We start from the raw sequence: 23,868 nt of genomic DNA on the forward strand, positions 1-23,868 counted from the left end.
ATGTAGGATTTTATTTATATTAAAGATAAGATTTAAATTGTTTTAACTTTCCACTTTTACTTCTGTCTAAAACTGTTTTTCGGGTAAAGCTGAAAGTTAAATTTGGTTCTAAATATACCGTAATTGCCTTTTCTATCTTTTGAATTTGAGTTACATTTAATTTAATATCACTAACATATTCAATTTCAAAAGTATTTAATTGTGTTTGTTTGATGGTAAATTCTTTAACGTTTCCATCGTCTTCAATAATACTTTTAGTAACATAATAAAAGGTTAAACCCGGTGCTTTTTTCCCACTTGGTAAGACAGCAATATCATTGGTCCTTCCAATAAGTTTTTTTAGAATGGGTTTCTGCGGAGTACTTTTTTCATCCAAAATTCCGATATCACCTATATCATATCTGATAAAGGGATGTGCTTTATTAAACAAAGATGTAATCACAATTCGGCCTTCTTTTCCATATGGAAGAATCTGATTGTTTTCATCTAAAATTTCTATAAAAAGCGTTTCCGAATTAACCTGCCATTCGCCTTTTAAGTTTTCAAAAGCAATCAAATCAAGTTCTGAAGCGCCATATTCATTAATAATTGGAACATTCAATTGTTTTTCTAAGAGTTTTTTATCGGATTCAAAAAGCATTTCCGAAGTAACGAAACAAGCTTTTAAAGAGGGACAAACTTCTTTTAAGATAAGATTTTTTTGTTCTAAATACTTAGCAAATAAAACAATCGAACTCGTGTAACCGTTGATATAATCGAATTTTTTAGTTTTGAATTTTTGCAGAAATTTTTCGAGAACGCCATCAGATAAATCGAAAACCGGAAATCGGAAACGATGCGTCAAAAAATCTTTAATTCGTTCTTTATAATATCCGGCGAAATTCATCGGAATACCATAGAATCGAGCTTGATACGAGCGATTAAAATCGATATTGTACCAGCCAAAACGCATAAAAATCGAAGTCCAGGTCAGGGCATGGCAATGCTTATCTTTGGCAAAAACAAAAGGAGTTCCACTAGATCCTGAAGTTTTGTTGAGGTACACATTTTTTAAGGTGTAGCCATTTGAAAGCCTTTCTTCTAGTGGTTTTTGTAAATTTTGTTTGTTCAGGATGGGTAAATTTTCCCATTTCAATTTTGTATTACCTCCAGCCAATTCCCGGTAGAAAGAATTGTTTTCCAAATGAAAAGCTACGATTTCTTCTTTTCTGTTTTGAAGAAAATGTGCATACTGTTCTTCCGATAAATTTCTGATTTCATCCAATTGAGTTTTGGCTTTCTTAATCGGAAAACCATTTAATTGCAGCGAAATATCGAAAAGAGAAATCATTTGAGGAGCTAATTTTCGTCAAAAATAATACTATCAAATTACTAACAGAGAACAATCAACAACTTTTTAAGATTTAATTATTTTTTACGTGTAAAAGCAATTATTTTTGCACCACAACTAAATACAACTACACCATGACAATTTTACTATTGGGATCGGGCGGAAGAGAACATGCTTTTGCCTGGAAAATGACTCAGAGTCCGCTTTGCGAAAAACTTTTTGTTGCACCTGGAAATGCTGGAACGTCGGCAATTGCTACAAATGTTGCAATGTCTCCAACAGATTTTGATGCAATCAAAGCATTTGTAATTCAGGAGAATGTAAAAATGGTAGTCGTAGGCCCGGAAGATCCTTTGGTTAAAGGGATTTACGATTATTTTAAAAATGACGAGAGCTTACAGCATATTCCGGTTATTGGGCCATCAAAATTAGGAGCTCAGTTAGAAGGTAGTAAAGAGTTTGCCAAAGAGTTTTTAATGAAACATAATATTCCAACTGCCGCTTACGATAGTTTTACGGCTGAAACGGTAGAGAACGGATGTGCTTTTTTAGAAACATTACAACCTCCATACGTTTTAAAAGCCGATGGTTTGGCTGCAGGAAAAGGAGTTTTGATTATTCAGGATTTAGAAGAAGCTAAAACAGAATTGAGAAACATGCTGGTTCACGAAAAATTCGGAGCAGCGAGTTCAAAAGTGGTAATTGAAGAATTTTTGGACGGAATTGAATTAAGCTGTTTTGTTTTGACTGATGGGAAAAGCTATAAAATCCTTCCAACAGCAAAAGATTACAAACGTATTGGTGAAGGCGATACAGGTTTAAATACAGGTGGGATGGGAGCTGTTTCTCCGGTTCCTTATGTTGACGCTGTTTTGATGGAAAAAATTGAAACACGTATTGTAAAACCAACTATCGAAGGATTTCAGAAAGATGGAATTGAATATAAAGGATTCGTATTTATTGGTTTGATCAATGTAAAAAATGAACCAATAGTAATTGAGTACAACGTAAGAATGGGAGATCCTGAGACTGAAGTTGTAGTACCGAGATTAGAATCTGATTTAGTGGAATTGTTCCTTTCGGTAGCCAATCAAAAATTAGATACATTCGAATTAAAAGTTGATCCAAGAAGTGCTACTACTATTATGGTGGTTTCCGGTGGATATCCTGAAGAATTTGAAAAAGGAAAAGTAATTACCGGTTTAGAAAATATTGAAGATTCTATTGTTTTTCATGCAGGTACAAAATTAGAAAACGATAGTATCGTGAGTAATGGAGGACGTGTATTAACGGTAACTTCTTATGGAGACGATTTCCAACAGGCCATAAAAAATCTTACCAAAACATAGATAAACTAAGCTTTGATAAGATGTATTTTAGAAAAGATATCGGCTTCGACTTACTTTAAAAAAGAGTGAGCCGTAGTATCTTGGTTTTCTGTTCCGGCATCATCAAAAATGCGTAATTGTTTAATCCAATAAACGATTGCGCATGAACAGATGATCATGAAAATCCAGTTGATCGTATTAGCACCAAACCATGTAACAAGTTCCAAACGACGTAAAAAATCAAGTGGTGCGAATAAAATGTTAACGAATAAGTACTGTATTCCTTCAAAAAAAGCTGTCATAATTTTATAAAATTATATGTTATTTATTGTTGTGTAACGCATTGAAACCAGAAGTCTGTTAGCAGAATCTTTTTTCAACTTGTTGGTTTTCCTTTTTAAACAAGTATTATATTTACAATCACAAAAGTATAAAATATCCTTATGATAACAAGTGTTTTTAAAAAATCTACACCATTAAATTATTCATTGGTCGTAATTTTAATACTGGTTTTCTTTTTTCTGTTTCAAATTCAGGAACCTTCCTGGATAACATCTTATTTTTTGGCATTCCAAAAAGTGAGCTTATTGTGCTTTATTCTGGCCTCATTTTTCCTGATAAATTTTATCGTAAAAAAGAACGGACTCAGTAAAGACAATGGTTACGCGATATTTTTTTACTTATTGTTTCTATTGTTTTTCCCCACAATATTTAACAATGCCAATGTAATATATGGTAACTTTTTTATACTTCTGGCACTTCGAAGATTGATTTCGCTGCAGTCGTTGAAAGCTTCTAAGGAAAAAATATTTGATGCATCATTTTGGATTTTAATAGCCTCTTTATTTCAATTTTGGTGTATTCTTTTCCTGATTTTAGTTTTTATCTCGATAGTTTTCCATGTTTCCAGAGATTATAGAAACTGGATTTTACCTTTTATAGCACTTGTAGCAGTGTTCATAATCTTTTTATTGGTCTCTTTAATTTTCCATATCGACATCACTGATTTTTTTCAGAAACGTGCTGTAATCGATTTTAACATTGATTATTTCAAGAGCAATTATGAAAACGGAGCACTTTCAATCTATGTGGCCGTAACCTTATTTTTTGTAGTTTCGATGCTGACTACCTTGTCAAATCGACCACAAATAGTACATTCTTCATACAAAAAGGTAGTAGCTTGTTTCTTTATTGCAGCCTTTGTTTATATTCTATCGCCGGATAAAAGTAACGATTTGCTCTTTTTTAGTGTTGCGCCCTTGACTATTATGGCAGCAAGTCATGTAGAATATATGCAACAAAAGCTCAATAATGAAATTGTTTTTTATGTGTTGATTTTGTGTAGTTTATTTACATTTTTCTCTCAATTATAATTTACTTCCGTAAGCAAGATCTCCGGCATCGCCAAGACCCGGAACGATATAATTTTTTTCATTTAGCTTTTCATCTAAAGAAGCGACCCATAAATGACAGTTTTCAGGAAGATTTTCTTCCAGAAAAGCAACACCTTCCGGAGCAGCAATAACCACAACGATATGAATCTCTTTTGGAGTTGCATTTTGAATTAGTTTTTCGTGAACAGCAACGATAGACTGACCCGTTGCCAACATTGGATCAAGAAGTAAAACAGTCTTGTCGTTTATGTTTGAAACAGCCTGGTATTCAACCCGAATTTCGAATTCGGCATCGTTATTTGGATGGTATCGGCAAGCCGAAACAAAACTATTCTCGGCATGGTCAAAGTAATTTAAAAAACCGTTATGCAGCGGTAAACCGGCTCTTAAAATGGAACATAAAACTAAATCACTCTCTATTTCAGTCGTATTTTTAATGCCAAGCGGAGTTTGGATTTCAACATTTTTATAAGCCAGATCCTTGCTCAGTTCATAAGCCATAATCTCGCCAATTCGTTCAATATTTCTTCGGAAACGCATGCTGTCGTTCTGAACATTAACATTTCTGATTTGGCCTAAAAAGTGATTTAATACGCTGTTATTTTTGGAGATATAATGAATTTTCATACTGAATTTTTAGAATTATGGATAGATTGTAGTGCAATAACGAAAAATTAATCGTTTTCTTCACACCATAAAAGTATAAAAAGTATCTTTGTGACTCTAATAAATAAAGACATGTTTTCAAAATTAGCATATTCTGTTTTCGAACAAAGCATTAAAGATTATCATCAATTTGATAATGTTGATCAACCTATAAACAATCCTTACCCAAAGGATAAATTTGAACATTTATTGTATTTGAAAAACTGGATTGACACTGTTCAATGGCATTTTGAAGATATCATTCGTGATCCGCAAATTGATCCGGTAGCGGCTTTGACTCTAAAAAGAAGAATTGATGCCTCAAACCAGGAGCGTACAGATATGGTGGAATATATCGACAGCTACTTTTTACAAAAATACAGTGAAGTAAAAGTAAAGGACGGAGCAAAAATCAATTCTGAAAGTCCGGCTTGGGCTTTTGACCGATTGTCTATTTTAGCTTTAAAAATTTATCATATGCATGAGGAGGCAACTCGTGCTGAAGCTTCACAGGAGCACAGAGATAAATGTCAGGAGAAATTAAATGTACTTTTAGAACAAAGAAGTGATTTATCAACTGCAATTGATGATTTATTGACTGACATTGAAAATGGAGATAAATTCATGAAAGTGTACAAACAAATGAAAATGTACAATGACGATGAATTGAATCCTGTTTTATATCAAAACAAAAAATAATTTGGCAGAGTTGTCCAATACAATAAAGCATATAGCCGTCATGAGACTATCCGCAATGGGAGATGTCGCCATGACGGTTCCTGTTTTACGCACTTTTGTGAAGCAGTATCCAACGGTTAAAATCACCGTAATTTCACGACCGTTTTTTAAGCCATTTTTTGAAGGAATCCCAAATCTTGAGTTTTTTGCTTTTGATGAAAAGCAACGTCACAAAGGATTTGCAGGGCTACTTAGATTATACAGTGATGTAAAAAAACTCAAAATCGATGCTTTTGCTGATCTTCATAATGTTCTGAGATCCAAAATTGTAAGCCTTCTTTTTGCTTTAAGCGGAAAAAAAAGAGCCACAGTTGACAAAGGACGTGAAGGTAAAAAAGAATTAACTCGTGCCGAGAATAAAATTTTTGCACAATTGCCAACCATGTTTGAAAGGCATGCAAAAGTATTTGAAAAACTTGGTTTTCCTTTAGACATATCAAATCCTGAATTCCCGCAAAAAGCAAAATTAAGCTCAGATATTTTAGAAATCATTGGTGATCAAAACCAAAAATTAATTGGGATTGCACCTTTCGCACAATACAATTCTAAAGTATATCCACAAGATTTAATGCAGGAAGTAATTGCAAAATTGGCAGAGAATAAAACGTATACCATTTTACTTTTTGGTGGAGGAAAGAAAGAAATTGAAATCCTGGATTCGTTTTCACAATCCTTTGAAAATGTAGTTAATGTGGCTGGAAAAATTAAATTTCAACAGGAACTACAGCTCATTAGTAATTTAGACGTTATGCTTTCTATGGATTCCGGAAATGCTCATATTGCAGCAATGCTGGGAGTAAAAGTCATTACACTTTGGGGTGCTACACATCCGTATGCCGGATTTTTACCATTCGGACAAACAATGGAAAATGCTTTGGTTTCAGACAGAAATCAATATCCAAAATTACCAACATCTGTTTATGGAAACAAAATCGTTGAAGGTTACGAAGACGCTATGAGATCGATTTCACCCAAAGATATAGTCACGAAGATTCAGTTAAGCATATAATCCGTTTAAATCATAGAAAAAGTAGCCAACTGTTTTCTTTTTGGTTTTATTAGCAACGATTACAACAAAATGATTTTCTTTTTCTGTAGACAATAAAATGTGCTCAAAATCCTCCGTTGAATTTCTGTAGATTTTGTGCACCAATTGTGACTCTTTAATTTTGTTCGATAGTATTTTAGCAGCTTTTAATTTGCTTATGTAGGGCCAGATATTAAAAGTATTCTTCTCAGAAACATTTATTTCGGTCATTTTACCAATCATTGTGGCACTATATTTTTCTTTGGTAAGTAATTTGGGACCTTTTTTATTTTGTTGTTTCTTAATGATAAAGTAGATACAAAAAAGAGCTGTTATTACAAAAAGTGCTATAAAGGATAAACGAAGTAAGTGATGTATTGTCATAATATTTAAGATTTAAACTGTTGACAAATTTGATTTAGCACTACAAATCTACAGAAGAACACATGAGATTGTGATTGCTATAATTTTACCTCTAATATAATAAAAATTCAGCAATATTTTATCGAAAAAATGCTTTTATTATAATTGCAATTAGAGCCAAATTTTCTCATCCCGGCATCTGCTATAAATATAACTTTTTAGATTCGAAATTGTGACTTGGTAATTTGGTGCTTCATAACCAAATCGTTCGTGTTCCATTTGTTCTTTTTCGACAGCATCGCAGCCTTTTATAACTTCTTTAAGCATATCCAGCATGGCGAGTTCTTTATTGTTTGTCTTCTGAAATTTAAATTCTATAAGTTCATCCTGAAGTTCTTCACAATATTCCACAAGTTTTTCAACTTCAGGTTCGTCTAGAAGATATTCTTTATTTTTAAAAATTTCCTGTACAGATTTCATAACATAATTTTTAAGTTCCAAATTCAAATTTTACAAAGGTTGCTAATAATTATAAAACAAAAAAAATTCCAAATCCCAATTGTAAGTTTGGGATTTGGAATTTGAATATTTTGAGATTTTAACGATTAAACATCATCATAATCTACATAAATAGACTCTGAAGTAGGATGTGCCTGGCAGGTTAAAATTAAACCTTCAGCGATTTCGCTATCTGTTAAAATCGAGTTTTTAGTCATTTCAGCACTTCCGGAAGTTACACGAGCCAGACAGCTGCTGCAAATTCCACCCTGACAAGAGTATGGAGCGTCGATTCCTTGTTTTAAAGCGGCATCAAGGATGGTTTGCTTTTGAGACATTTCGAATGAAACTTCGTCATCATCAACCAAAACCGTAATTTTTGTATGTCCTTCTAATGAGGTATTGATTTTATTTTCCTGAGTAGAAGAAGTAAAAAGTTCAAATTTAATTGCCGATTCTTTTACATTCTTTTCCTTTAAAATTCCCGAAACCGTATCGATCATTTCTTCAGGACCACACAAGAAAAATTTGTCAAATTGTAATTCTTTGTGTTTGTTGTTCAAAACAAAATTTACTGCCGATTTATCAATTCTTCCAAACAAAGCATTTTCAGCCTTAGCCTGACTAAAAACATAATGGATGAAAAAACGGCCTACATACTGTAATTGTAAATCATGTAATTCCTGGTAAAAAATTGTATCTTCAGGAGTTTTGTTTCCATAAACCAATACAAATGAACTTTTTGGCTCACTTTTTAAAACCGATTTAATAATAGAAAGTACCGGAGTAATTCCACTTCCGGCCACAAAAGCCGCATAGTTTTTTTGTCTTTCAGCATCTGGTTCAAAAGTAAATTTTCCTTCCGGATGACCTACTTCAAGAACATCTCCAGCCTTAAGTCTCGTATTGGCAAATTGAGAAAATAAACCATTTTTTACTGCTTTTACAGCAATACGTAATTCGTTGCTTTCAGGCGCAGAACAGATAGAATAAGCACGACGAATCTCTTGGTTATCAAGAGTTAGTTTTAAATTTATGTATTGTCCGGCTATAAATTTATAGTCCGATTTTAGTTCTTCAGGAACATTAAAAAGTACAGAAACAGCATCAGCAGTTTCGCGTTTTACCTCTTTAATTATTAGTTTTAAGAATGAAGGCATGATTGTATTTTTTATGCAAAAGTAGCAAACGACAGTTAATTGACAGGCACTAAACGATTATTTTTAACTTTTTTTGTAACGTTTTCTTACATTTGATCACATACTAGAAAACTCAAAACAAATAACCATGATTAAAAAGTTTATTTACCTGGAATGGAAAGCCTTTGTTAGATCTGCATCATTCGGCACAAGTGTCGTGATGAAAGTTTTATTAGGTTTTTTAATGGTCTATTTTTCCTTGCTTTTTGTTGGAGCCGGAATAGGAGCATTCTATATTTTAAAAAAAATGAAACTGGAGCCTCTGGTGACAATCAACCAATTTTTGATTTACTATTTTCTTTCCGATCTGGTGATTCGTTTATTGATGCAGGCAATTCCGGTTTTGAATATTAAACCATTATTAATTCTGCCGTTCAAAAAACCGACCATCGTTCATTTTTCATTAGGTAAAACAGCATTGTCTTTTTTCAATTGGGTTCATGCACTGTTTTTTATTCCTTTTTCAATAGTGTTAGTTTTAGAAGGTTATGATCTTTTGGGAGTTATCTTCTGGTTTTTAGCAGCATTCTCCTTAATTTATATCAACAATTTTTTGAATATTATTCTAAGTAATATCGACAAGTTGTTTGTTGTTTTTGTTGGAGCAATTATCGCTTTAGGAGCTGCACAGTATTATAAACTCTTTGACATTACGAGTTTTACAACGCCAATTTTCCAGGGTTTTTATACGACAAAAGGATTGTTTTTGATTCCTGCTTTGATTCTGATAGGGCTCTATCTGTTTACTTTCAAATATTTCAAGAATAATTTGTTTTTAGATGCAGGACTTTCACAAAAAGAAGACATCGCTACCACTGAAAATCTTTCGTGGCTGAATCAATTCGGGACTTTAGGAACCTTTCTTAAAAACGATATCAAATTGATTAAGAGAAACAAAAGATCAAAAACGACTCTGGTAATGAGTTTTATCTTTTTGTTTTACGGACTTATCTTTTTCGGAAACAAACAACAGCCCGAGGTAATGACCATTTTTGCCGGAATATTTGTTTCAGGTGGATTCTTATTTGTCTTTGGACAGTTTGTACCGAGCTGGGATAGTTCGTATTACCAATTAATGATGACCCAGAATATTCCGTATCGCGGTTACATAACGTCAAAATGGTGGCTGATTGTTATTGCTACTTTCATCTCTACAATACTGGCGTCTTTTTATCTTTTCTTTGGATGGCAAATTTATTTGACGGTCGTTGTTGGAGCAATTTATAATATAGGAGTCAATTCGCATCTGGTACTTTTGGGTGGTGCTTTTACAAAAACGCCAATTGATTTGAGTTCGGCGGGAGGTGCCTTTGGAGATAAAAAAGCGTTTAATGTTAATGCAATGCTGCTGACATTACCAAAGATATTAGTGCCTTTAGGACTTTATGGAATCGGATTGTATTTAGGAAACAAAACCATAGGATTAGCACTTGTAGCCGGAGCAGGAGTTTTAGGTTTTGCTTTTAAAGAAAAAGTATTTTCACTGATCGAAAAAAGATATAAAATAGAGAAGTACAGCACCATAAGCGCTTATAAACAAAAAAACTAATTAGTTAATTAGAAAATTGATAGCATATAATTGGAAATCAATAAATTAACGATTAAACAAATCAACAATTAAACTTTCAAAAATGATACAAGTAAACCAACTTTCAAAAAAATACAACGGTACAACAGTTTTAAACATAAACAATCTTGAAATTCCAAAAGGGCAGAGCTTTGGACTAGTAGGAAATAACGGAGCGGGAAAAACCACTTTTTTCAGCTTGTTACTTGATTTGATTCAGCCTTCAACAGGAAATATAATAAACAACGATATTCAGGTAAATGCAAACGAGAACTGGAAATCTTTCACAGGATCTTTTCTCGATGAAAGTTTTTTGATTGGGTATTTAACTCCTGAGGAATATTTTTATTTTATTGGGGATTTACGCCACCAGAACAAAGCCGATATTGATGCTTTATTACAGCAGCATGAAGAGTTTTTTAACGGAGAAATCCTGAACAACAAAAAATATTTAAGAGATTTATCCAAAGGAAATCAGAAGAAAGTAGGTATCATCGCTACACTTATCGGAAATCCGGAAGTCGTTATTTTAGACGAACCTTTTGCAAATCTGGATCCGACAACGGTAAGCCGATTAAAAAAAATCATTAAGGATCTGGCCCATAATCCAAATGTTACCGTACTGGTTTCCAGTCATGATTTGCAGCATACCGTAGAGGTTTGTGACCGAATAGTAGCCTTAAATAAAGGAGAAATTGTAAAAGATATTCAAACTTCAAAAGAAACCTTACAAGAACTGGAATTGTTTTTTGCAGTATAAGTTTCTATATTTCAAAAAGAAGCGTATTTTTACAAGTCAATATACTAAAAATCCTTTTTAGAAGTTAATTGATATAAACTCTTTTCTATTGAAAAAGAATACTCTTAAATATAGTTTTTTTATTGTTTTTTTATTCTTTTTGATAGCCTGTTCTACCAAGAAAAATAATTTTTTGGCGAGAAATTCCCATGCACTAAGTACAAAGTACAACATTTTGTATAATGGTGGAATTGGTCTTGACAAAGGATTAAAGGCTGTTCATGCGAATAATCAGGATAACTTCTGGAAAATGCTTCCGATCGAAAAGATGCAGTTTGATGAGAACTTTTCACAAGGAGATAAACCCAAAAATGCTGATTTTGAAAAGGCGGAGACCAAGGCCACGAAAGCGATTCAAAAACACTCCATGAATATTGGAGGAAGAGAGCGAAATTCGCAAATCGACGAGGCTTATCTGATGCTTGGAAAAGCGAGATACTATGATCAGAGGTTTATTCCGGCTTTGGAGGCATTCAATTATATTTTGTACAAATACCCGAACAGCAGTAATATTTATACAGCGAAAATCTGGCGCGAAAAAACCAATATGCGCTTAGGTAATGATGCTATTGCGGTAAAAAATATCAATCTGCTCTTAAAAAATACAGATTTGAACAAGCAGACATTTTCAGATGCGAATGCTTTATTGGCAGAAGCTTATTTGAATTTAGAAAAAAAGGATAGTGCAGTTGCTAAACTTAAAATCGCCGAGGAGTTTACCAGAATAAACGAAGACCGCGCACGTTACCGTTTTATCTTAGGTCAGATGTATCAGGAAGCCGGAATAAGAGATAGCGCGTTCTATTACTATGACGGTGTAATTGACATGAACAGAAAAGCAGATCGAAAATACATGATGCATGCCTACGCAAAAAAGGCGCAAATGTTTGATTATAAAAATGGAGATCAGGATTTGTTTTTAGAAATGTACAATAAGTTAGTGGCAGACCGTGAAAACAGACCTTATCTGGATGTTTTATTTTATGAAATGGGAGTCTTCTTTGACAAAAATGACGAACAGCAGGATGCTTTGGTTTTCTACAACAAGTCATTGGGAAGAAAATCAAAAGACCCTTATTTAATAGCGTCGACTTACAGAAATATTGGCGACATGTATTTTAAGAATACCAACTACACTATCGCTGCCAAATATTATGACAGTACGTTAGTAAAATTAGATCCTAAATCCAGAGAGTTTGCTTTTATTGAAAAAAACAGAAAAAATCTGGACAATGTTATCAAGTATGAAGCAATTGCAAAACGTAACGATAGCATCATAAAAGTATACGGTTTGTCTCCGACTGACAGAAAAAGTTATTTTAATGATTATATAGCTGTTCTCAAAGAAAAAGACGAGGAGAAACGAATCTTAGAAGAAAAAGAAAAGGAAAAACTGGCCAATATCGATCGTAACACAAATGCTAATGGAGGACCAACAGCGGTTAACCCTCAGTCAGTTGGAGCGGCTAATCCCGGAATAGGAGCATTTAATCCGCCGTCAGGAAATGAAACGGCAAGTACCAGTACTTTTTATTTTTACAATCCTACCACAGTTGCTTACGGAAAATTGCAGTTTAAGAAATTATGGGGTAATCGGGTTTTAGAAGGCAACTGGAGATTGGCCGCTGTGAAATCAGCCAATAATGCGGCATTAAATGACACGTTAAATAATAACGCTGCAAATGCACTCAAAGACACTATAGTTATTGAAAAATACACTACAGATTTCTACGAAAAACAGCTCCCTCAAACACAAGCTGCAATCGATAGTATTGGTGTTGAACGTAATTTTGCGTACTATCAATTAGGGCTCATTTACAAAGAAAAATTTAAGGAATACAATCTGGCGAGTGACAAACTGGAGCAATTACTAAAAAATAAGCCGGAGGAAAAATTGATTTTACCGGCGATGTATAATTTGTACAAAATATATCAAATTACAAATCCTGCCCGCGCCGAAAGGATAAAATCAGATATTACAAACAATTATCCGACTTCACGATACGCTCAAATTTTAAACAATACCAATGCGGCCGATTTAGCATCACCGGATAAAGAGTACCAAAAATGGTATAAATTGTTTCAGGAGGAACAGTTTGATACCGTCTTAGATAATATTGACAATCTGATCAATCAATATTCAGGTGATGAAATAGTTTCTAAGTATGAATTGTTAAAAGCCAATACCTTAGGAAAAGTAAATGGTCTGGCCGCTTACAAAAAAGGTTTAGAATCAGTTGCCGATAATTATCCAAACAGTGATGAAGGAAAAAATGCGCGCGAGATTTTAGAAAAGCAAATACCGGCTTTAGAAAAACTTGATTTTACTTCTGTTGACAGTAAAAACTGGAAAATTGTATATGTAGTTGCTAATAATGACACTAAAACCCGTCAAAAGATTGAAGAAGCGATCAGAGTCTTTTTATTAGTTGAAAATTATGAGAGATTGACAACTTCTTTTGATAAATACAATAGAACCGAAAGTTTTGTGGTGATTCACGGTTTAAAATCAGAGGCATACGCCAGAGATATTTCAGGAGTTTTTAGAGACGATAAAAAGTATAAAATACCGAATCCCGCAATTATCATATCGAGTGATAATTACAAATTGGTTCAAATTAAGAAAAATCTCGATACCTACTTAGCCCCCAAAACACCATAATCATGTTTGATAAAGTAAAAAAAAACGGAACAGAACTTTTAGGAAAAACGAATCGAATAGTTGAAGGAACCTCTATTGTAGGAGACATCGTTGCTAAAGACGATTTTAGACTGGATGGAGAATTGATAGGAAATTTTACTTCACAAGGTAAATTGGTTATTGGAGTCTCCGGCGTTGTTAAAGGCGAAATTGTTTGTAATAATGCCGATATTGAAGGAGTATTTCAGGGAAAAATTAAAGTTTTAGAAGTCCTTAATATAAAAGCATCGGCACAGATTCATGGAGAAGTTGCCATAGGAAAACTGTCTATTGAACCAGGCGCCAATTTTACCGCTACCTGTACCATGTTAACTCATACTAAAGATGTAACCCTAAAAGATGGAAAAGGAACCGAACAAAAACAAAAGGAACAAGTGGCTTCCGCTCATTAATATTCCCGTTCAAATGGGGATCATTATTTTTTTATTTTCCTATTTTGGTACCTGGCTGGATGAAAATCATCCCAGTCCAAAATTAGATTACAATACCATTTTTGTCATGATTGGAGTTGGATTGGCTTTGTACAATGTAATTCGTCAGGTTAACGAAATCAATAAAACAAAGTAAATCATCTTTTAAACAGCTTGAAATAAATATTGCATCTTTGCAAAAAAAAATCAAATGCTTTTAAAAAATTACAAACCCATTCTATATTTATTCTTTTTTGCTTTGGCGGCTTACTTATTGCACAAAGCCCTTTTTTCAGTTTTAGAAATTAATACCCAAAACTTTTATTATAGTACAGCCTTTTTGTATTTGATTTTTTTCACACTGTCGGCATTTTTATACCTTATATTATTAGTAGTAAAAAAGAAGAATTTTGAAATTGTCGGAATGGCTTTCCTTTTCGGGACCGCCAGCCAAATGTTATTAGCCTATTTAATTTTAAGACCGATTTTGGAAAACAAAAGTGGCGAGGTGATGGTTGAAAAAATCAATTTTTTTATAACATTTATTTTGTTTTTGTTATTTCAGACGCTTTTAACTGTCCGATTATTAAATGAAAAGCATTAAAATGGGGATTATGCAAAAGAAGGTTCAAAAATAATTTTTCATATCCTTTTGAATATTAATAAAAAATGTACCTTTGCACCAAATTTTAGAAACGTAAAAAATAAGATTTTTAACAGATATGGTGATTTCAAACAAACCGCTCAAATTTATTCTTGCAGCTTTAGTAGCTTGTTCTCCAGTAATGAGTTTTGCAAATTCAGAGAATGACTCAACGCATGTACATGCTGAAGCCGCTCATGAAGAAAAAGTAATTTCACATAACGCGCCGTCAGAAGAGGAGCATGCAGCTCTTGACCCAAAAGCAAAAGTGGACGCTTTTATTGATCATCACTTACAAGATTCTCATGATTTTGTTTTCTTCTCAGATGAAAAAGAAAATAAACATTACGGTTTTCCATTACCTGTAATTCTTATTGACGGAGGTTTGAAAATTTTCTCTTCTTCAAAATTACACCACGGTGAAGCAGTTGCTGAAGTTGACGGAAACTTCTACAAATTAGTTCACGGTAAAATTTACAAAACAGATGCTGCCGGAACTATTACTTTTAATGACCACGGACATCCTGAAAACGAAAAACCATTAGATTTTTCGATTACAAAAAATGTAGTGTCAATGCTTTTTGTTTCGGTATTATTATTTTTAATGTTTACCGGATTAGCGAAGTCCTATAAAAAAGGACCAATCCCAACTGGTTTCGGAAGAGTATTAGAACCGCTTATTATTTTCATCAGAGATGAGATCGCCGTTCCAAATATTGGAGAGAAAAAATACAGAAAATTTATGGGTTACCTTTTAACGGTGTTTTTCTTTGTGTGGTTGTTAAACTTATTAGGTATGACTCCACTTGGAATTAACGTTACAGGAAATATTGCAATCACAGTTTGTTTAGCTGCGTTTACTTTTATCATTACTCAGTTTAGTGCTAACAAAGATTATTGGGGACACATTTTCTGGATGCCAGGAGTACCAGTTCCGATGAAAATTATTTTAGCTCCAATCGAAGTTTTGGGAACATTAACAAAACCATTTGCATTATTAATTCGTTTGTATGCAAATATTACTGCAGGTCACGTAGTAATTATGAGTTTGATCGCGATGATTTTCGTAGGTAAAAATTTAGCAGCAGATTTGCCAATCTCTTTAGGACTAACATTATTTATTTCGGTAATTGAAGTTTTAGTTGCATTTTTGCAAGCGTTCATTTTCACAATGTTATCGTCATTATTTATAGGTATGGCTGTTGCAGATCACGACCATGATCATGGGCACGGACACGAAGACAATGTTATTATTTAATTTAGAAGTTTAATTTTATATATATAAATACTTATGGGAACAATTCCAACTTTAGTAGGTGCAGGTTTAGTAGTAATCGGTGCAGGTTTAGGTTTAGGTAAAATCGGTGGATCTGCTATGGACGCGATTGCTCGTCAACCAGAAGCTGCTGGTAAAATTCAAACTGCGATGATTATTATCGCGGCTTTATTAGAAGGTTTAGCGTTTGCTGCTTTAATCTTAGGAAAATAATAAAGAAAGAACTAACAACATCTTTAACGGTTGGTTAAAGGTGTTGTTACTTTTAAAAAAAGAAATTAAATATTTAATATAGTTATAAAATGGATAAGTTAATTAACGATTTTTCATTCGGTTTATTCTTTTGGCAAGCGCTAATCTTGTTGGTTTTGATTTTACTTTTAGTAAAGTTTGCCTGGAAACCAATTATGGAATCTATTACAGCAAGAGAAGAAGGTATTAAAGATGCATTACTTTCTGCAGAAAATGCAAAGAGAGAAATGGAAAACTTACAAGCTGACAATCAAAGAATTTTGAATGAAGCTCGTGCAGAGCGTGACGCGATGCTAAAAGAAGCTCGTGAAATGAAAGAGAAAATGATTGCTGATTCTAAAAACGAAGCACAAGAAGCGGGTCAAAAAATGATCGAGCAAGCTAAAGCTGCTATCGAAAGTGAAAAGAATGCTGCTATGGCTGAATTGAAATCACAAGTTTCAACTTTATCATTAAGCATCGCTGAAAAATTATTGAAAGAAGAATTATCTAACAAAGAATCTCAAACTAAATTAGTAGAGAAAATGTTAGGTGACGTAAAGCTAAACTAAGATTATGGCAAGTACAAGAGCAGCAATTCGTTATGCAAAAGCAATTCTGGACTTAGCAAACTCTAAAGGTGTTGCCGAAGCTGTCAATAACGATATGAAGTCAATTGCAACAGCAATTGAGAGTAATGAAGAATTAAGTGCCTTTATTCAAAACCCAACTACAAAAGTTGAAGTTAAAGAAAGTGCTCTTTTAGAAGTTTTCGCAGATGTAAATGGTGTAACTAAAGGGTTATTTCATTTATTATTTGAAAACAAAAGATTTGAAATTCTGGAAGCTATTGCTTTAGAATACAAAAAAATATTTGACGAAGGTAATGGTGTTGAAGTAGCAAAAGTTACAACAGCAATCCCAATGGATGCCGCTTTAGAAGCTAAAGTTTTGGCAAAAGTGGCGACTTTATCAGATAAAAAAATAACAATTGAAAATACAGTAGACCCATCTATCATTGGAGGGTTTATTTTAAGAATAGGGGATCAACAATACAATGCTTCTGTGGCAAACAGATTGCAGGTATTAAAAAGAGAGTTAAGTAATTAGTTTTATTACACATAAAAGTGTCTAAATTATAAATTAAGATGGCGGAAATCAAACCTGCTGAAATTTCAGCAATATTAAGAAAGCAAGTAGAAGGTTTTGAATCTGGTGCTACGCTAGAGGAAGTAGGAACAGTACTTCAAGTTGGAGACGGTATTGCTCGTATTTACGGGCTATCGAATGTACAATATGGTGAGTTAGTTGAATTTGACAACGGACTTGAAGCTATTGTATTGAACCTTGAAGAAGACAACGTTGGTGTGGTACTTTTAGGACCATCAACTGGAATCAAAGAAGGATCAACAGCAAAAAGAACGCAACGTATTGCTTCTCTTAAAGTAGGTGAGCAAATGGTAGGACGTGTAGTAAACACTCTTGGTTTTCCAATTGATGGAAAAGGACCAATTGGTGGAGACTTATACGAAATGCCTTTAGAAAGAAAAGCACCTGGTGTTATCTTCCGTCAGCCGGTAACGGAGCCATTACAAACTGGAGTAAAAGCAGTTGATGCTATGATCCCGGTTGGTCGTGGACAACGTGAGCTTGTAATTGGTGACCGTCAAACAGGTAAATCAACTGTTTGTATCGATACAATCTTAAATCAAAAAGAATTTTACGATGCAGGAAAACCTGTATTCTGTATATATGTTGCAATTGGGCAAAAAGCTTCAACTGTAGCAGGAATTGCTAAAATGTTAGAAGAAAAAGGTGCAATGGCTTATACAGTTATTGTTGCAGCTAATGCTTCTGATCCGGCTCCAATGCAAGTTTATGCTCCTTTCGCAGGTGCTGCAATTGGAGAATATTTTAGAGATTCAGGTCGCCCGGCTTTAATTGTTTATGACGATTTATCTAAACAAGCTGTTGCTTACCGTGAGGTTTCTCTTTTATTAAGAAGACCACCGGGACGTGAGGCTTACCCTGGAGACGTTTTCTACTTACACTCTCGTTTATTAGAGCGTGCTTGTAAAGTAATTGCTGATGATGGAATTGCTAAAAACATGAACGATTTACCAGATTCTATCAAGTCTATCGTAAAAGGAGGTGGTTCATTAACTGCATTACCAATTATCGAAACTCAGGCTGGTGACGTTTCTGCATATATCCCAACAAACGTAATTTCGATTACAGATGGTCAGATTTTCCTTGATGGAGATTTGTTCAACTCTGGAGTTCGTCCTGCGATCAACGTAGGTATCTCTGTATCTCGTGTTGGAGGTAATGCTCAGATTAAATCAATGAAAAAAGTTTCAGGAACTTTAAAATTAGATCAAGCTCAATTCCGTGAATTAGAAGCTTTCGCTAAATTTGGTTCTGACTTAGATTCAGTTACTTTAAACGTAATTGAAAAAGGAAAAAGAAACGTTGAAATCTTGAAACAAGGTTTAAATGATCCTTATCCTGTTGAAAATCAAGTAGCTATTATTTATGCAGGTTCTAAAAACTTATTAAGAAACGTACCTGTAAATAAAGTAAAAGAATTTGAAGCTGATTTCTTAGCTTACTTAAACAGCAAACATAAAGATACGCTTAACGCGTTAAAAGCTGGTAAGTTAGATGACAACATTACTGATGTTATCGAAAAAGCAGCAAAAGAAATTTCAGCAAAATATAACTAATATTTAGTTTATAGTTTTTAGTTTATTGTTTGTGGTTTGTCCCAACAATAAACTAAAAACAACAAACAATAAACATAAAATTAATGGCAAATTTAAAGGAAATCCGTAATAGAATTACTTCCGTTTCATCGACGATGCAGATTACATCGGCTATGAAAATGGTTTCTGCTGCAAAGCTTAAGAAAGCACAAGATGCAATCACTGCGATGCGCCCTTATGCCGAGAAATTAACGGAGTTGTTGCAAAATCTTTCCGCTACACTTGATGGTGAAGTTGGAGGTGATTACACTACTCAACGTGAAGTAAAAAAAGTATTGCTTGTAGCCATAACTTCAAACAGAGGTTTATGTGGTGCATTCAATTCTAACGTAATTAAAGAGGTTAAGAATCGTACCGAATTTTACGCAGGAAAACAAGTTGACGTTTTTGCTATTGGTAAAAAAGGAAATGATGTTTTAAGCAAAACGCATAAAGTACACGGTCATCATAATGCAATTTTTGATCATTTAACTTTTGAAAATGTTGCCGGAATTGCTGATAACTTAACAGAGAAATTCCTTACTGGAGAGTACGACAGAATCGAATTGATCTACAATCAGTTTAAAAATGCTGCGACTCAAATTGTTCAGACAGAACAGTTTTTACCGTTAGCTCCAATTAAATCTGATGCTGCAGTTTCTACAGGAGATTACATTTTTGAACCTTCAAAAGAAGAAATCGTGTTGACTTTGATTCCTAAATCATTGAAAACACAATTATATAAAGGAATCCGCGATTCATTTGCTTCAGAACACGGAGCACGTATGACAGCAATGCACAAAGCAACTGACAACGCAACTGAATTAAGAAACCAATTGAAATTAACTTACAACAAAGCACGTCAGGCTGCTATTACTAATGAGATCTTAGAAATCGTTGGTGGAGCGGAAGCTTTAAATGGATAAGAGAATTTCAGTATAAGAAAAAGCAAAAGAGCCGGCATATCAATGTCGGCTCCTTTTTTATATATAGGGTTGTTGTTTTTTGAAATGAAGCTTATAAAATGGTGATTCTCAATTTAGTCAAAAAGAGAGAATCAATACCATTTTATAAATCACCAAGTGCTTTGTCTTTTCTGGGAACAAACTAGCTTTATTAGTCCCAATGCTCTGTTTTTTTGAGGGTTACATTTCAGCAGAATCAATCCCATTGCTTTGTCTTTTATAGGAACAAACTAGCTTTATTTGTCCTCATGCTTTGCTTTTTTGTAGGGTTGTATTCTAGCTTTCCTCATTCCCTTTGTTACAAAGTTAAGATAGAACCGGTTTTAGAAATTTATATAATTTTCGAACTTTTTTATACATTTTACAGGTGAAGTTGCGGTTCAATTTTGTGAGGAGCAATGGAAAAAATTGAGTATTTTTGAAATCTATTTTTTTAAACAATGAAACTACAAATACAAGAACTCACTACAGTCGAAGAAATGCTGGAACAAATTGAAACCATGCGATTTCTTTATCCAAATCTTACCCTCGAAAAGTACACAGCATATCTTTCAGAAATGGTTCCACATAACTATATCCAGATAGGTGTTTTTGAAGAGGGCGTTTGTTTAGGAATTACCGGTTGCTGGTCGGCTACCAAACTATGGACAGGTAAATATCTTGAAATAGACAATTTTGTCGTAAATCCGGACGTTAGATCAAAAGGTATTGGGAAATTACTAACGGATTATATCGAACAAAAAGCCCTGGATTTAGATTGCAGCAGTATCGTTTTGGATGCTTTTACCGGAAATTTTGCCGCGCATCGTTTCTATTACAATCAGGGGTACGCGCCAAGAGGTTTTCATTTTGTTAAAATTTTGGACGAAAAAAAATTAACGCACTAAAATTTCGGCAAGTTCTTTTATTGAAGCGCAAAATCAATAATAAACCAAAGAATTGGTTATTTTTGTTTTATAAATTTTATTACACACATATATTTTGGGATTATATAAAAATCTATTCAAACAAACGGCTATTTACGGACTAGCGACGGTTTTGCCGCGAATGCTGAGTTTTCTGTTAGTCAGACTGTATACAGGTATTTTACCAACTGCAGAATACGGTGAAGTCTCGATTGTTTTGTCCTGGATGGTTTTCTTTAATGTGGTGCTTTCCTACGGAATGGAAACGGCATTTTTTAGGTTTTACAGTGCCGAAGACGATAAGAAAAATGTAATAGCTACTTCCACAATTTCAATATTCTGGTCGTCCATAATTTTCCTTTTTGCAGCCTTAATTTTTAGAAATACATTGGCAACTCTGGCCGAAGTAGACGTACAGTACATCACGTACACCGTATGGATTCTGGTTTTAGATGCTTTGGTTTTAATCCCTTTTTCTAAATTAAGAGCCAATCAGCGGCCTATGGTTTATGCGGCCATTAAAATTGGAAATGTTATAATCAATCTGTTACTGAACTTATTTTTCCTGATGTACCTTCCTAAACTGGCGGCATCAAACCCTAATTCTGTTTGGGATAATTTGTATGTCGAAAACTTTCAGATTGCTTATATATTCATTGCAAATCTATTGGCGAGTTTAGCGACGTTCATCGTGCTTTCACCAAACTATCTTTATCTCGGACGTAAATTTGATCCGGTACTTTGGAAAAAAATGATGAAATACGGTTTGCCTATTTTAGTGGCGGGACTTGCTTTCGCAGTTAACGAGCATTTTGATAAAATTTTATTGGGTTATCTATTACCTGAGAATCTTGCAAAATCTGAAGTTGGGGCGTATTCAGCCTGTTATAAATTAGGTTTGTTCATGGTTTTATTTGCAACGGCATTCAGATTAGGAATCGAACCCTTCTTTTTCAGTCATGCGAAAAACGAAAATGCACCTCAGACCTATGCCGTGATTACAAAATACTTCGTGATTTTAGGATCATTGATTTTATTAGGTGTCATTGTATTTGCAGACGTTTTAAAATATTTATTGCTAGATAATAAATCGTATTGGGAGGCCATGAAAGTGGTACCGTTGATCATTTTGGCAAATTTCTTTTTAGGGATTTACAACAACTTATCGGTTTGGTATAAACTGACAGACAAAACACAAATTGGAGCCTATATCTCTATTGTAGGTGCCATCGTGACTTTGATTTTAAACTATGTTTTAATTCCAAAGTACAGTTACTACGGTTCTGCAATTGCGACTATTTCTGCATACGGGAGTATGATGTTGATTTCGTATATTTTAGGAAACAGGTACTATCCAATTCCTTATGATATGAACAAAATTGGAGCTTACTTAGGAATTTCAATCGTATTTTCGGCTATTTCTTTTTATGGATTTAGAGAAAATTATTTCGTTGGAATCCCTTTGTTTTTGGGCTTTGTGTATTTTGTATATCATAACGAAAAACAAACAATCAAAGGAATGATGAATAAAAAGTAAGGTACTTTTTTATCTTTTATAATAAAAATGAAAATACAAATTATCAATAAATCACAGCACGCTTTACCGAACTACGAAACGATAGCTTCGGCAGGAATGGATTTGCGTGCCAATTTAACAGAAGCTATTACGCTAAAACCTTTAGAAAGAACCATTGTAAAAACCGGACTTTTTATAGAGTTACCCATTGGTTATGAGGCACAAGTACGACCAAGAAGCGGACTGGCGGCGAAAAAAGGAGTAACCGTTTTAAACTCTCCAGGAACTGTTGATGCAGATTATAGAGGTGAAATAGGCGTAATTTTAGTAAATTTATCCAATGAAGAATTCGTAATCGAAAACGGAGAGCGAATCGCACAACTTATCATTGCAAAACACGAAAGAGCAGAGTGGATTGAAGTGGAAGAACTTTCTGAAACGTCAAGAGGAGAAGGCGGATTTGGCAGTACAGGAGTAAAATAAAAATTTAATAATTTAAAAATTGAAAAATTAAAAGATTTGCTATTTTATTAATTTTTCAATTTTTTAATCTTTCAATAAAAAAATGAAGATAATCGTTCCAATGGCAGGTCGTGGATCAAGACTTAGACCACATACTTTAACAGTTCCAAAACCATTAATTCCAGTTGCTGGTAAATCGATTGTACATCGATTGGTAGAAGACATTGCTAAAATATTAAAAGAACCTATTGAAGAGGTTGCTTTTATTTTAGGAGACGCGGCTTTTTTTGGAGACGATCTTGTAGCAAGTTTAGAAGAATTGGCTGGAAGTTTAGGAGCTAAAGCTTCCATCTACCGCCAGGATTTACCTTTAGGAACAGGTCACGCGATTATGTGTGCCAAAGAATCTTTATCAGGTCCGGCAGTAATTGCTTATGCAGATACTTTAATCAGAGCCGATTTTGAATTAGATCCTGCTGCGGATGCCGTTATTTGGGTAAAACAAGTAGATCAGCCGGAGGCATTTGGTGTAGTAAAGTTAAACGCCAATAATGAAATTATAGAATTAGTAGAAAAACCAAAAGAATTTGTTAGTGACTTAGCGGTGATTGGAATCTATTATTTTAAAGAAGTAGGTGATTTGAAAAAGGAACTTCAGGGAGTTTTGGATAATAACATTCAAAATGGTGGAGAATATCAGATTAACGACGGTATCAAAGCCATGATGGCAAACGGTAAAGTGTTTAAAACCGGAAGTGTGGATGAATGGATGGATTGCGGAAATAAAGATGTTACCGTTGAAACAAATTCAAGAATGTTAGGGTTTTTACACAATGATGGGGAGCACTTAGTAGATTACGACGTGAAATTGGAAAATTCAACTATCATTCCACCGTGTTATATTGGCGAAAATGTAGTGTTGAAAAACACAACAGTTGGTCCAAATGTATCCATTGGTAAAGGTTGTCACGTTACAGACAGTACAATTAGCAACAGTTTAATACAAACTTATTCTCAAATAAAAAATGCACAGCTTGACAATGCAATGATTGGAAATCATGTGGTTTATGATGGTAAGTTTAGCAGTGTTAGCATTGGAGATTATTCAGTTTTAGAATAGATTATCA

General features: G+C 33.9%; 24 protein-coding genes and 1 pseudogene. 19 read left to right on the forward strand and 6 right to left on the reverse strand.

The features are described 5' to 3' along the window. Positions 1-19 precede the first annotated feature (19 nt). Positions 20-1,330 (reverse strand): phenylacetate--CoA ligase family protein, encoded by a 1,311-nt coding sequence (locus M4I44_RS04735; protein WP_249966663.1) that lies wholly within the window; start codon positions 1,328-1,330, stop codon positions 20-22. A gap of 134 nt (positions 1,331-1,464) precedes the next feature. Between M4I44_RS04735 and purD the strand changes: the two are divergent. Beyond that, positions 1,465-2,738, forward strand: a pseudogene (gene purD, locus M4I44_RS04740) (phosphoribosylamine--glycine ligase). Here the strand turns inward: purD and M4I44_RS04745 are convergent. Then, positions 2,730-2,960 (reverse strand): hypothetical protein, encoded by a 231-nt coding sequence (locus tag M4I44_RS04745; protein ID WP_017496855.1) that lies wholly within the window; start codon positions 2,958-2,960, stop codon positions 2,730-2,732. The pseudogene purD and the gene M4I44_RS04745 overlap by 9 nt on opposite strands. 141 nt (positions 2,961-3,101) lie before the next feature. On the opposite strand from M4I44_RS04745, the gene M4I44_RS04750 reads away from it, so the two are divergent. Then, positions 3,102-4,031 carry a DUF6427 family protein gene (locus tag M4I44_RS04750; RefSeq protein WP_249966664.1) on the forward strand — a complete coding sequence of 310 codons (930 nt, stop codon included), beginning with the start codon at positions 3,102-3,104 and terminating at the stop codon, positions 4,029-4,031. Here M4I44_RS04750 and upp read toward each other — a convergent pair. Further along, positions 4,026-4,679, reverse strand: coding sequence for a uracil phosphoribosyltransferase (upp, locus tag M4I44_RS04755; protein WP_017496857.1), 654 nt, complete (start codon positions 4,677-4,679; stop codon positions 4,026-4,028). The two genes, M4I44_RS04750 and upp, sit on opposite strands and share 6 nt — an antisense overlap. Positions 4,680-4,790: 111 nt before the next feature. On the opposite strand from upp, the gene M4I44_RS04760 reads away from it, so the two are divergent. Then, positions 4,791-5,396, forward strand: a complete 606-nt coding sequence (locus M4I44_RS04760) for a DUF4254 domain-containing protein (RefSeq protein ID WP_017496858.1) — start codon at positions 4,791-4,793, stop codon at positions 5,394-5,396. 40 nt (positions 5,397-5,436) lie between these two features. After that, entirely contained in the window at positions 5,437-6,444 is a 1,008-nt protein-coding gene (locus M4I44_RS04765; protein ID WP_249966665.1) for a glycosyltransferase family 9 protein, read from the forward strand. Here the strand turns inward: M4I44_RS04765 and M4I44_RS04770 are convergent. From M4I44_RS04770 to M4I44_RS04780, 3 genes are all read right to left on the reverse strand, one after another. Further along, on the reverse strand, positions 6,433-6,846 hold the full coding sequence (locus M4I44_RS04770; protein ID WP_017496860.1) for a hypothetical protein: 414 nt from the start codon (positions 6,844-6,846) through the stop codon (positions 6,433-6,435). The genes M4I44_RS04765 and M4I44_RS04770 overlap by 12 nt on opposite strands. Before the next feature lie 150 nt (positions 6,847-6,996). Continuing rightward, a complete protein-coding gene (locus tag M4I44_RS04775) occupies positions 6,997-7,305 on the reverse strand; it encodes a hypothetical protein (protein ID WP_249966666.1) in 309 nt (102 codons plus the stop codon). 125 nt (positions 7,306-7,430) lie between these two features. Then, complete coding sequence (locus M4I44_RS04780) at positions 7,431-8,483, reverse strand: ferredoxin--NADP reductase (RefSeq protein ID WP_017496862.1); 1,053 nt, start codon at positions 8,481-8,483, stop codon at positions 7,431-7,433. Positions 8,484-8,610: 127 nt separating this feature from the next. Here M4I44_RS04780 and M4I44_RS04785 point away from each other — a divergent pair, with 127 nt between their 5' ends. From M4I44_RS04785 to M4I44_RS04855, 15 genes are all read left to right on the forward strand, one after another. Further along, the gene (locus M4I44_RS04785; RefSeq protein ID WP_249966667.1) at positions 8,611-10,071 is read left to right on the forward strand and encodes a DUF5687 family protein; all 1,461 of its coding nucleotides are present in this window, start codon (positions 8,611-8,613) and stop codon (positions 10,069-10,071) included. An 82-nt stretch (positions 10,072-10,153) separates the two neighbouring features. Then, the gene (locus M4I44_RS04790) at positions 10,154-10,849 is read left to right on the forward strand and encodes an ABC transporter ATP-binding protein (RefSeq protein WP_249966668.1); all 696 of its coding nucleotides are present in this window, start codon (positions 10,154-10,156) and stop codon (positions 10,847-10,849) included. Positions 10,850-10,937: 88 nt separating this feature from the next. Beyond that, positions 10,938-13,550, forward strand: coding sequence for a gliding motility protein (locus M4I44_RS04795; RefSeq protein ID WP_249966669.1), 2,613 nt, complete (start codon positions 10,938-10,940; stop codon positions 13,548-13,550). 2 nt (positions 13,551-13,552) lie between these two features. Further along, entirely contained in the window at positions 13,553-13,981 is a 429-nt protein-coding gene (locus tag M4I44_RS04800) for a polymer-forming cytoskeletal protein (RefSeq protein ID WP_089076630.1), read from the forward strand. Beyond that, the gene (locus tag M4I44_RS04805) at positions 13,929-14,156 is read left to right on the forward strand and encodes an AtpZ/AtpI family protein (protein ID WP_202700912.1); all 228 of its coding nucleotides are present in this window, start codon (positions 13,929-13,931) and stop codon (positions 14,154-14,156) included. The genes M4I44_RS04800 and M4I44_RS04805 overlap by 53 nt, the downstream gene beginning before the upstream one ends. 565 nt (positions 14,157-14,721) lie before the next feature. Then, complete coding sequence (gene atpB / locus M4I44_RS04810; protein WP_070906205.1) at positions 14,722-15,900, forward strand: F0F1 ATP synthase subunit A; 1,179 nt, start codon at positions 14,722-14,724, stop codon at positions 15,898-15,900. A gap of 33 nt (positions 15,901-15,933) precedes the next feature. Then, positions 15,934-16,131: an ATP synthase F0 subunit C gene (atpE, locus tag M4I44_RS04815; protein ID WP_008465835.1), complete on the forward strand. Its 198-nt coding sequence runs from the start codon at positions 15,934-15,936 to the stop codon at positions 16,129-16,131. Positions 16,132-16,220: 89 nt separating this feature from the next. Then, a complete protein-coding gene (locus tag M4I44_RS04820) occupies positions 16,221-16,721 on the forward strand; it encodes a F0F1 ATP synthase subunit B (RefSeq protein WP_017496870.1) in 501 nt (166 codons plus the stop codon). Between the two features lie 4 nt (positions 16,722-16,725). After that, a complete protein-coding gene (gene atpH, locus M4I44_RS04825) occupies positions 16,726-17,259 on the forward strand; it encodes an ATP synthase F1 subunit delta (protein ID WP_017496871.1) in 534 nt (177 codons plus the stop codon). Positions 17,260-17,297: 38 nt separating this feature from the next. Continuing rightward, on the forward strand, positions 17,298-18,875 hold the full coding sequence (gene atpA / locus M4I44_RS04830; protein ID WP_017496872.1) for a F0F1 ATP synthase subunit alpha: 1,578 nt from the start codon (positions 17,298-17,300) through the stop codon (positions 18,873-18,875). Between the two features lie 83 nt (positions 18,876-18,958). After that, positions 18,959-19,819: an ATP synthase F1 subunit gamma gene (gene atpG / locus M4I44_RS04835; protein ID WP_017496873.1), complete on the forward strand. Its 861-nt coding sequence runs from the start codon at positions 18,959-18,961 to the stop codon at positions 19,817-19,819. Positions 19,820-20,298: 479 nt separating this feature from the next. After that, a complete protein-coding gene (locus M4I44_RS04840) occupies positions 20,299-20,745 on the forward strand; it encodes an N-acetyltransferase (RefSeq protein ID WP_249966670.1) in 447 nt (148 codons plus the stop codon). A 94-nt stretch (positions 20,746-20,839) separates the two neighbouring features. Continuing rightward, the gene (locus tag M4I44_RS04845; protein WP_017496875.1) at positions 20,840-22,300 is read left to right on the forward strand and encodes a lipopolysaccharide biosynthesis protein; all 1,461 of its coding nucleotides are present in this window, start codon (positions 20,840-20,842) and stop codon (positions 22,298-22,300) included. Positions 22,301-22,327: 27 nt separating this feature from the next. Beyond that, positions 22,328-22,762, forward strand: a complete 435-nt coding sequence (gene dut / locus M4I44_RS04850) for a dUTP diphosphatase (RefSeq protein WP_017496876.1) — start codon at positions 22,328-22,330, stop codon at positions 22,760-22,762. A gap of 82 nt (positions 22,763-22,844) precedes the next feature. Beyond that, positions 22,845-23,861: a sugar phosphate nucleotidyltransferase gene (locus M4I44_RS04855; RefSeq protein ID WP_017496877.1), complete on the forward strand. Its 1,017-nt coding sequence runs from the start codon at positions 22,845-22,847 to the stop codon at positions 23,859-23,861. The last annotated feature ends 7 nt before the right edge of the window (positions 23,862-23,868 follow it).

The sequence above is a fragment of the Flavobacterium sp. B183 genome (genome assembly GCF_023539155.1).
Taxonomy (GTDB): domain Bacteria; phylum Bacteroidota; class Bacteroidia; order Flavobacteriales; family Flavobacteriaceae; genus Flavobacterium; species Flavobacterium tructae.

What these genes read in the sequence shown, in the direction of transcription:
- M4I44_RS04805 (WP_202700912.1), top strand. Translation starts at nt 13,929, where the DNA reads ATGGAAAAGGAACCGAACAAAAACAAAAGGAACAAGTGGCTTCCGCTC.
- atpH (WP_017496871.1), top strand. Translation starts at nt 16,726, where the DNA reads ATGGCAAGTACAAGAGCAGCAATTCGTTATGCAAAAGCAATTCTGGAC.
- M4I44_RS04745 (WP_017496855.1), bottom strand. Translation starts at nt 2,960, where the DNA reads ATGACAGCTTTTTTTGAAGGAATACAGTACTTATTCGTTAACATTTTA.
- M4I44_RS04735 (WP_249966663.1), bottom strand. Translation starts at nt 1,330, where the DNA reads ATGATTTCTCTTTTCGATATTTCGCTGCAATTAAATGGTTTTCCGATT.
- M4I44_RS04765 (WP_249966665.1), top strand. Translation starts at nt 5,437, where the DNA reads ATGAGACTATCCGCAATGGGAGATGTCGCCATGACGGTTCCTGTTTTA.
- M4I44_RS04770 (WP_017496860.1), bottom strand. Translation starts at nt 6,846, where the DNA reads ATGACAATACATCACTTACTTCGTTTATCCTTTATAGCACTTTTTGTA.
- atpE (WP_008465835.1), top strand. Translation starts at nt 15,934, where the DNA reads ATGGGAACAATTCCAACTTTAGTAGGTGCAGGTTTAGTAGTAATCGGT.
- M4I44_RS04780 (WP_017496862.1), bottom strand. Translation starts at nt 8,483, where the DNA reads ATGCCTTCATTCTTAAAACTAATAATTAAAGAGGTAAAACGCGAAACT.
- M4I44_RS04790 (WP_249966668.1), top strand. Translation starts at nt 10,154, where the DNA reads ATGATACAAGTAAACCAACTTTCAAAAAAATACAACGGTACAACAGTT.
- M4I44_RS04820 (WP_017496870.1), top strand. Translation starts at nt 16,221, where the DNA reads ATGGATAAGTTAATTAACGATTTTTCATTCGGTTTATTCTTTTGGCAA.
- M4I44_RS04800 (WP_089076630.1), top strand. Translation starts at nt 13,553, where the DNA reads ATGTTTGATAAAGTAAAAAAAAACGGAACAGAACTTTTAGGAAAAACG.
- M4I44_RS04840 (WP_249966670.1), top strand. Translation starts at nt 20,299, where the DNA reads ATGAAACTACAAATACAAGAACTCACTACAGTCGAAGAAATGCTGGAA.
- atpA (WP_017496872.1), top strand. Translation starts at nt 17,298, where the DNA reads ATGGCGGAAATCAAACCTGCTGAAATTTCAGCAATATTAAGAAAGCAA.
- M4I44_RS04855 (WP_017496877.1), top strand. Translation starts at nt 22,845, where the DNA reads ATGAAGATAATCGTTCCAATGGCAGGTCGTGGATCAAGACTTAGACCA.
- M4I44_RS04760 (WP_017496858.1), top strand. Translation starts at nt 4,791, where the DNA reads ATGTTTTCAAAATTAGCATATTCTGTTTTCGAACAAAGCATTAAAGAT.
- dut (WP_017496876.1), top strand. Translation starts at nt 22,328, where the DNA reads ATGAAAATACAAATTATCAATAAATCACAGCACGCTTTACCGAACTAC.
- M4I44_RS04775 (WP_249966666.1), bottom strand. Translation starts at nt 7,305, where the DNA reads ATGAAATCTGTACAGGAAATTTTTAAAAATAAAGAATATCTTCTAGAC.
- M4I44_RS04785 (WP_249966667.1), top strand. Translation starts at nt 8,611, where the DNA reads ATGATTAAAAAGTTTATTTACCTGGAATGGAAAGCCTTTGTTAGATCT.
- atpG (WP_017496873.1), top strand. Translation starts at nt 18,959, where the DNA reads ATGGCAAATTTAAAGGAAATCCGTAATAGAATTACTTCCGTTTCATCG.
- M4I44_RS04750 (WP_249966664.1), top strand. Translation starts at nt 3,102, where the DNA reads ATGATAACAAGTGTTTTTAAAAAATCTACACCATTAAATTATTCATTG.
- upp (WP_017496857.1), bottom strand. Translation starts at nt 4,679, where the DNA reads ATGAAAATTCATTATATCTCCAAAAATAACAGCGTATTAAATCACTTT.
- atpB (WP_070906205.1), top strand. Translation starts at nt 14,722, where the DNA reads ATGGTGATTTCAAACAAACCGCTCAAATTTATTCTTGCAGCTTTAGTA.